The organism is Microbacterium sp. Bi128 (assembly GCF_918698205.1).
On the sequence record NZ_CAKKMM010000176.1, the window covers coordinates 1 to 7,940 of the forward strand.

The following is a 7,940-nucleotide window of genomic DNA, read 5'->3' on the forward strand; positions in this document are numbered from 1 at the left end:
GCCCCGGCTGGGTAGGGTAGGCAGGTCGCCCTCGCCCATCGTCGGCGAGCGGCATCCGATCTCGAATCGTCAGGAGTTCCCGTGTCCCAGACCCTCCCGTCCGGCTCCCTGAGCGGCAAGACCGCCCTCGTCACCGGTTCGTCGCGCGGTATCGGCGCCGACACGGTCCGCTACTTCGCCGAGGCCGGCGCGAACGTCGTCATCAACTTCCGCAACAAAGCCCCCCGTGCCGAGAAGCTCGCCGCGCAGCTGCGCGAGCTCGGGGTCGAGGCGCTCGTCGTCGGCGCCGACCTCACCGACCCGGCGTCGGTGCAGGCGATGTTCGACGAGGTCAAGCGCACGTTCGGCGGGCTCGACGTGCTCGTGCTCAACGCGTCCGGCGGCATGGAGTCGGGCATGGCCGAGGACTACGCGCTGACGCTCAACCGCGATGCCCAGGTCAACGTGCTCGAGACCGCGATGCCGCTGTTGCGCGACGGCGCGCGCGTGGTGTTCGTCACCAGCCACCAGGCGCACTTCATCCGTACCACGCCGACGATGCCCGAGTACGAGCCGGTCGCCCTCTCGAAGCGCGCCGGCGAGGACGCGCTGCGCGAGAAGATCCCCGCTCTCGAGGAGCGCGGTGTCGGATTCACCGTCGTCTCCGGCGACATGATCGAGGGCACCATCACCGCGACGCTGCTCGAGCGCGCGAACCCCGGGGCGATCGCGGCCCGCCGCGAGGACGCCGGAAAGCTCTACAACGTGTCCGAGTTCGCCGCCGAGGTCGCACGGGCCGCCGTCGACCCGGTTCCCGCCGACAACACTCGCCTCGTGGGAGACACGGACTCGTTCGGGGGTGAGTGACCGTGCGCGCCGTCGAGATCGAGTCGCTCGTCTCCGTCGGGCGCCCGGCGCTGTCGTCGGACGGTGAGTTCGCCGTGTACGCGACCTCCCGCCCGGACGTCACGGCCGATCGTGCCGTGGGCCAGCTGTGGCGGCTCGACCTGCCCGATGGTGGGCCGCGCCGCCTCACGCGCGGCGTTGCCGATCGTGCTCCCCGGCTCTCTCCGGACGACTCCACGATCGCGTTCCTTCGTCCTGACGGCCGCGGCCGCGCACAGGTGTTCGTCGTCCCCGCCGCGGGCGGCGAGCCGGTGCAGGTCACCGATCAGCCCGGGGGAGTGACCGAGGCGGCGTGGTCTCCCGACGGCACCCGCCTGGCCTTCACCGCTCGCGTCGTCGAGCCCGGCCGCTACGGCACGGTGGAGGGACGGGATGCCGCGGCCGAACCGCCGCGCCGGATCACCGGCATCCGCTGGCACGCCAACGGCCACGGCTATCTTGACCGCCCGGCGCACGTGTTCGTCGTCGATGCCCCCGCCGCCGACGCGGAGCCGTTCTACGAACCGGCCCCGGACGTCGTGACGCCGGAGAAGCGGGTCGTCGCCTCTGCGCCGCGGCAGCTCACCGACGGCGCGACGAGCTGGTCGGGCGTGACGTGGAGCGCCGACGGCCGCGCACTGCTGAGCCTCCCCGACGACATCGAGGATCGTGCCCGCGATCTGCGTTCGCGCGTGGTCGAGGTCGGCGTCGAGGGGGGAGAGGCGCGCGAGCTGCTCTCGACCGACGCGAACCTCTCGATCGACGAGGTCGCCGTCGCCCCCGACGGCACGGTGTTCCTGCGCGGCAACGACGTCGGTGCCTCCAGTGTCGATTTCGTCGCCCCGGGGACGGGCCTGTGGATGCTGACCGAGACCGGCCCGCGTCCGCTCACCGACCCCGAGACGATCGACCTCGGCGAGGTCGGTTCGCACGTGTCCTTCGCGGGCGACGACGTCCTCGTCCAGGACCGCACGCGGGGCCGCGTGCGGCTGCTGCGCGTCACACGCGCGGGAGAGGTGAGCGAGGTGCTCGGGGGTGACGTTGAGGTCACCGGCCACGCCGTCGCGGGCGCGCGGGTCGTGGCATCCGTGGCGTCGCCGACGTCGTTCGGTGAGCTCGTGCTCGTCGAGGGCTCCGCGCTGGCGCGGGTCCTCACCGATCACGGCGCGGCTGTACGCGAGCACGGCGTCGTGATCCCCGAAGAGCACGAGGTCGCCGGACGCGACGGATACCCCGTGCACGGGTGGGTCGCCGTCCCCGAGGGTGAGGGGCCGTTCCCGGTCATCCTGCAGATCCACGGCGGCCCGTACGCGTCGTATGGCATCCACCTGTTCGACGAGACGCAGGTGCTCGTCGACGCGGGTTATGCCGTGGTCTACAGCAACCCCCGCGGCAGCGCCGGGTACGGTCGCGCGCACGGGCGCTCGATCCGTCAGGCCATGGGGACGCTCGACTACTTCGACGTCATCGACTTCTTCGACGGCGTCGTGGACGCCGACCCGCGCCTGGATGCCGACCGCGTCGGTGTCATGGGCGGCTCGTACGGCGGCTACATGACCGCGTGGATCATCGCGCACGACCACCGGTTCGCGGGCGCCATCGTCGAGCGCGGGTTCCTCGACCCGACGGCGTTCCCCGGGTCGAGCGACATCGGCTCGTTCTTCGGGCAGGAGTACGTCGGCACCGATCCGGCGCTCATGGCCGCGCAGAGCCCGATGGCGGTGGTGGATCAGGTGCGCACGCCGACCCTCGTGCTGCACTCCGAGCTGGACTTCCGCTGCCCGCTCGAGCAGGCCACCCGGTACTACGCGGGGCTGAAGCAGGCCGGTGTCGAGGCCGAGATGCTCGTCTTCCCCGGTGAGGACCACGAGCTCACCCGCGCGGGCCGCCCGCGGCACCGCGTCCAGCGGTTCGACGCCGTGCTGGACTGGTGGCAGCGGCACCTCCCGACCGCCTGATCACGAGAAAGGGGCCCGAATGCCATGGCATCCGGGCCCCTTTTCGGTGCGGAGGAGTCAGACCTCTTTGCCGAAGCGGATCGCGCGCACGATCTGGAACACACCCAGGACGATGAGCGAGATGCCGATCAGCAGGAAGAGCGTCACCGCGCCGAGCAGCGGCGAGAACAGCAGCACGATGCCCGCGAGGATGCTGATGATCGCGAAGAAGATCGTCCACGCCTTCGACGAGCCGTCGCCCACGGTGGTCAGCGAGACGATGCCCTCGATGATCCACAGGATGCCGACGAGCGTGCCGACGAAGACGCCGAACCAGGCCGTGGTGGCGGCGAGGTTCGCGAACGAGAAGATGCCCGCGACGATGAACAGCAGGCCCAACACGATGTAGCCGATGCGCGCCCATCCGGCGCGATAGAAGATGCCGATCCCGATGTTCACGAGGCCGGCGATGATGACGTAGACGGCGATGATGCCGACCGCGACCTGGGCGGTGCGCCCGGGCCACAGCAGGATCAGGAGACCGACGATCAGGGAGACCGCACCGCTGACGGCCAGGGCGGTGCGTACCGCCCGGACCGCGGGCGTACTGGACGAGGTGGAGGTGGACATGGCGAGCCTTTCCTGGACGAATGCTGAGAGCTTCGAGCCTCACCTTAGACCCTGCAATGAACGTCGTGGGGGGACCAACGTCATCCCAGCAACAGGGCGACTCCGAACAGGACGGGGAGGCACCCGATGGTCGAGAGGAACACCACGTCGCGCGACAGGATTTCGCCGACGCCGTACCGCTGGGCGAAGTTGAAGACGTTCTGCGCCGTCGGCAGCGCGGCGAGGACGACGACGATGAAGACCTGATCGGCCGGCAGCGAGAACGCCACCGCGACACCCCACGCGACCGCCGGCATCACGAGGAGCTTGAGCGTCGTGGCGATCACCACGTCGACACGGCGACCGGGTTCGGTGAGCACCCGCTGACCGTACAGAGACATGCCGTACGACATGAGCAGGATCGGGACGCAGGCCGCGGCGAAGAACGTCAGCGGATCGATGACGATCGGCGGCAGGTCGATGTCGAGCACCGCGACGAGCACGCCCAGCGCGGAACCGATGAGCATGGGGTTCTTCGCCGTCTGGGTGAGAATGCGCCGGGGCGAGCGCGAGCCGGAGGTCGCGGCATCCAGGATCGCCAGCGCGATGGGCATGAGGATCAGCAACTGGAACAGGATCACCGGGGCCGAGTACGCCGCGTCGCCCAGCATGTAGAGCGAGATCGGGATGCCGATGTTGTTGCTGTTCACCTGGCCCGCCGACAGGGCGCCGATGACGGTCTCGGCGGTGCGGCGACGCAAGACCAGCGCCGAGACGAGCGCGTAGCCGAAGATGATGACGGCGGCGGTGATCATCGACACCGGCAGCAGCGCCGAGAACAGCGTCTTCACGTCGGCGCGGGCGAGCACGACGAACAGCAGGAACGGTGACAGGACGAAGAACGTCAGTCGGCTGAGCACCGGCCGGGCGTGCGGACCGAGCAGATCGATCCGGGCGATGATGTAGCCGACGACCACGGCGAGCCCGATGACGGCGAATCCGGTCAGGATGCCACTCATGCCACGGCCCCGGGGCAGGCCCGCGCGCCGCGGGGGCGGCGTCGCGATTCCATTGAGGCGAGCCTAGCGGAGCGCTCCGTTGCTCCCGTTCGCCGCCGACGGAGGTTCCTCTCACCCGAGCGACTCCGCCATCCGGCGCATCGAGGCGACCTCGATCGACTGCTCGGTTACGAGGTGCTGGGCGAAGCTGACGACCCACGGGTTGGAGAGAGACCCGGTGATCTCGCCCGCCGTCTCGATGGCTCCCACGTGGTGTTCGATCATGAGGCGTAGGAACACCTTCGCCGCCTCCACACCGGTGGCGGCCTCGAGCTCCGCGAACCCCTCGGGCCCGATCATGCCCTTCATGGTCATCGTCGCCGGCCCACTGTTCGCCGTCGCGCTCGAACCGTGTCCGCCGTGTGCGCCCCCGGTCGTCTCTGCCGCCGCCGCCCATGCGGCGAGCCACTTCTGCGAATCGCCGATCTCACCGGCCTGGGCCACCTGCATCTTCTCGGCGAGATTCCCCACGCGGTGGGGGACGTCGGGGGCGGACGCGAGGATCTCACCCATCCGGACCGCCTGCTGGTGGTGGTCGATCATCATCGTGACGAACATCACCTCCTCGGCGGTCGGGGCGCCCGACTGCGCCGCGCGGGCCGGCGGCGGTGCGGACGCGGGCACCGTCACCCCGACGGTGCCGATGACGATCCACGAGCCCACGGTCGCGAGCACGAACAGCGCGGCGACGATCGCGTACTTCTTCACATCTGCTCCTCGAAGATCGGCCGGGTGTGCGGCGCGGGCTCGCCGCACACCCGGCTGTCAGTGTCGCGTCAGGCCTGGGACCCGGCGCGGCGCCGTCGGTTCCGCACCAGCACGACGCCCAGCACGATGGCTCCGACGGCCAGCGCGGCTGTCGGCAGGACCCACGCCGTGTCGGCGCCGGTCGCCGGCAGCGCCGACGACCCGGTGTGCGCCGGCGCCCCGGTCGCGCCGCCGGTGTTCGCGGACGAGCCGCTGCCGCCGCCCGAACCACCGCCGGCCCCCGCCGTCGGTGACGGTGACGGTGTCGTGGACGGGGTCGGCGTCGTCGTAGCGGTGGCGGTCGGCGAGGCGGACGGGTCCGGGCCGCCGCTTGCCTTCACGGTGAGCGTCCGCGGCGCCGACTCGCTGGAAGCGGCGACGTTGTTGCCCTCGTAGTACGCCGTGAGCGAGTGCTCGCCCTTCGACAGTCCCGGGATCTCGATGGTGAAGGATCCGTGGTCGTCGCGGCGCAGATCGTAGCTGGCGATCTCTGTGCCGCCGTCTCGCAGGCGCACGGTGCCGTTGATCCCGAGGTCGCCCGCCTCGATCTTCACGGTCGCCCGGGCCGGCTCACCCGCCGCGACGGTGTCGGATGCCAGGTCGAGAGCCGTCGTGCTCGGGGCGTTGGTCTGCCAGCCCGGGACCACGAGCTCGTCGGTGGAGACGAACCCGTTGCGGTACTGGCGGCTTTCGGGCGTCCACGGCGACTGGGCCGTGAAGTCGCGCGGGTAGAGGGTGAAGCCCTGCCAGTGGGTGGGCATGGGGCTCTGGTCCTCGTCACGCGCGATGTGGTGGAACCCGACGTTGACGAACGCGATCGGATCCGTGATCTTCTCGTCGTCGACGAAGTCGATCAGGGTCGTGCCCTCGCAGCCGGGCGCGGCGTTGTCCTGCGGTCGCAGCTCGCAGTCCTTCTTCTGCGTGAAGGCGACGTCGTTGCGCAACGCGGGGTTGGACGGATAGGCCTCGGTCTTGCCGAAGATGATCTCGTATCCCCGGGGATGCCCATCGGCGTTCAGGCTCGACGGGCTGTACGTCCACCACCCGCGACGCGGCGCGATGTTGCGGAAGGACTCGGTCTCCACCCGGGAGTAGGTCGTCTCGATCAGTGGCGAGATCGCGCCGCGTTCACCGGTCGGTGCCGAGTTGAACTCCTCGACCACCTGGTCGTCCTTGCCGCCGATCCCGAAGTCCACGCGCCAGACGCCCGAGTGGTAGTGCGACGGGGTGTAGTCCGACTCGCCCGTGCCGACGGGCCAGCCGTAGGCGCGGGGATCGAGTCCCTCCATCTGGTCGACCCACTGGTGCACGGAGATCTCGCCCGTCGCCCCGAGGCCGACGTCGATCGACCCGTTGTCGTGAAGCGTGTACCGGCTCTCGTACTCGTAGTTGCCGATCGTCACGTGGCTGAACAGCACCAGTGCCGTGCCCTGCAGCGTGACACGGTGCGCGGTGTCCCCGTATCCGCCCTGCCGGTTGCCGTCCGCGTCGGTGGTGTACGTCGTGAAACTGCTGCGGCCGGCGAGTCCGGTCTCGACCTCGTTGAGGCACATGATGGGTTTGTCGTCGACGGAGACGAGCTCACCGGCACCGTCGGTGCCGACGGCGTCCACGGTGAGGATCTCGGCGTCGGGGTCGGGGCACTCCTCGACCGTCATGGTGTCGGTGGTGAGCGAGCTCCATCCGACCGCACTCATGTCCTCGAACTCCGCCGTGCCGCTGTCGTACGGCACGTTCATGAGCACCGGCGCGACCGAGTCGAACGCCTGGATCGGGGCGGGGTCGTTGATGCCTTGGAAGAAGACCTTCTCGATCGTCAGACCGCTCGTGGCATCGATCCGCCAGCACAGGTCCCACGTGGTGCCGGCGGCGAGCTTCTTGGTGACTCGCGATTCGCCGGAGCAGTACGCACCGGCGCCGCCGCCGGGCTCGGCCTCGGCGGCGCTGGCGGGCGCCGCGACGGACGCGACCGCGGCGCCGCCGATGATGGAGGCGACGAGCGCCGCGGACAGGAGTTTTCTGAGGTTCATTCGCCGTGCTTTCATGTCAGCGTCGAGACGGTTCTGTCGGTGAGGTTCACGACGATCTGGCTCAAGTTCAGCCAGATGCCGTCGAGGGAGCGCCCCTGGAACGTGATGCAGCGATCCGTTTCGCAGTCGGGAACGTTCTGTCGCGTGAGGGCGGGAATGTTCGACGTGGCCACGAATTGCAGCTGAGCGGGGTTGGTCAGCGGGGTGCCGGTGGCCTTGGCGAACGTGTCGCGCACGTTGGTGGCGGTCTCCGAAGCGATCACGAGGTCCATTGCGAACAACGCCTCCCGCTCGGAGGGGGAGGGGTGTGCCTTGCCGATGCGCTTCTCGCTCACCTCGCCCGACCCGAGGTCGACGATCTGGGAAACGAGTTCCGACGAGGCGTAGTCATAGGACTGCACTTCGAGAAGGCGTCGGTCGGGGGAGGTCGTCTGCGGGACGTCGAGCGAGAGGAACTCGTAGCCGCGACTGCCGTCGACGCGGAGCGCGGAATCGTTCTCCGCCGCCTGCGCCAGCGCCCGTGCGTACCCGAACTCCTCCACGCTCGGCGCATCGAGCGCCTTTCCCAGCGTGGACGGCTGTGCGGTCGGCATCCCCTCGGGAAGTGCCGGGGGAGTCGTGCTCAGCGCCGACACGACGCTTGCGGCCGCCTGCTCCGGGGACGATCCCTCGTGCACCAGGAGGAGCGTGCCCTC

At 69.8% G+C, this 7,940-nt stretch carries 7 protein-coding genes; 2 read left to right on the plus strand and 5 right to left on the minus strand.

The genetic code is table 11. The features are described from left to right. Nucleotides 1-81 precede the first annotated feature (81 nt). Both LQV45_RS13385 and LQV45_RS13390 read left to right on the plus strand, forming a co-directional pair. Entirely contained in the window at nucleotides 82-846 is a 765-nt protein-coding gene (locus tag LQV45_RS13385) for an SDR family oxidoreductase (RefSeq protein WP_230007458.1), read from the plus strand. 2 nt (nucleotides 847-848) lie between these two features. Continuing rightward, nucleotides 849-2,822: a S9 family peptidase gene (locus LQV45_RS13390; protein WP_230007459.1), complete on the plus strand. Its 1,974-nt coding sequence runs from the start codon at nucleotides 849-851 to the stop codon at nucleotides 2,820-2,822. 57 nt (nucleotides 2,823-2,879) lie between these two features. Here the strand turns inward: LQV45_RS13390 and LQV45_RS13395 are convergent, their stop codons facing one another. From LQV45_RS13395 to LQV45_RS13415, 5 genes are all read right to left on the minus strand, one after another. Then, nucleotides 2,880-3,431, minus strand: coding sequence for an HdeD family acid-resistance protein (locus tag LQV45_RS13395; RefSeq protein ID WP_230007460.1), 552 nt, complete (start codon nucleotides 3,429-3,431; stop codon nucleotides 2,880-2,882). An 80-nt stretch (nucleotides 3,432-3,511) separates the two neighbouring features. Further along, nucleotides 3,512-4,429: an AEC family transporter gene (locus tag LQV45_RS13400; RefSeq protein WP_230007461.1), complete on the minus strand. Its 918-nt coding sequence runs from the start codon at nucleotides 4,427-4,429 to the stop codon at nucleotides 3,512-3,514. 111 nt (nucleotides 4,430-4,540) lie between these two features. Further along, entirely contained in the window at nucleotides 4,541-5,176 is a 636-nt protein-coding gene (locus LQV45_RS13405) for a DUF305 domain-containing protein (protein WP_230007462.1), read from the minus strand. A gap of 68 nt (nucleotides 5,177-5,244) precedes the next feature. Beyond that, nucleotides 5,245-7,245 carry an Ig-like domain repeat protein gene (locus LQV45_RS13410; protein ID WP_230007463.1) on the minus strand — a complete coding sequence of 667 codons (2,001 nt, stop codon included), beginning with the start codon at nucleotides 7,243-7,245 and terminating at the stop codon, nucleotides 5,245-5,247. Between the two features lie 11 nt (nucleotides 7,246-7,256). Continuing rightward, nucleotides 7,257-7,940: hypothetical protein (locus LQV45_RS13415; protein ID WP_230007464.1), on the minus strand; the 684-nt coding region annotated here is incomplete at its 5' end.

What these genes read in the sequence shown, in the direction of transcription:
- LQV45_RS13395 (WP_230007460.1), bottom strand. Translation starts at nt 3,431, where the DNA reads ATGTCCACCTCCACCTCGTCCAGTACGCCCGCGGTCCGGGCGGTACGC.
- LQV45_RS13400 (WP_230007461.1), bottom strand. Translation starts at nt 4,429, where the DNA reads ATGAGTGGCATCCTGACCGGATTCGCCGTCATCGGGCTCGCCGTGGTC.
- LQV45_RS13410 (WP_230007463.1), bottom strand. Translation starts at nt 7,245, where the DNA reads ATGAACCTCAGAAAACTCCTGTCCGCGGCGCTCGTCGCCTCCATCATC.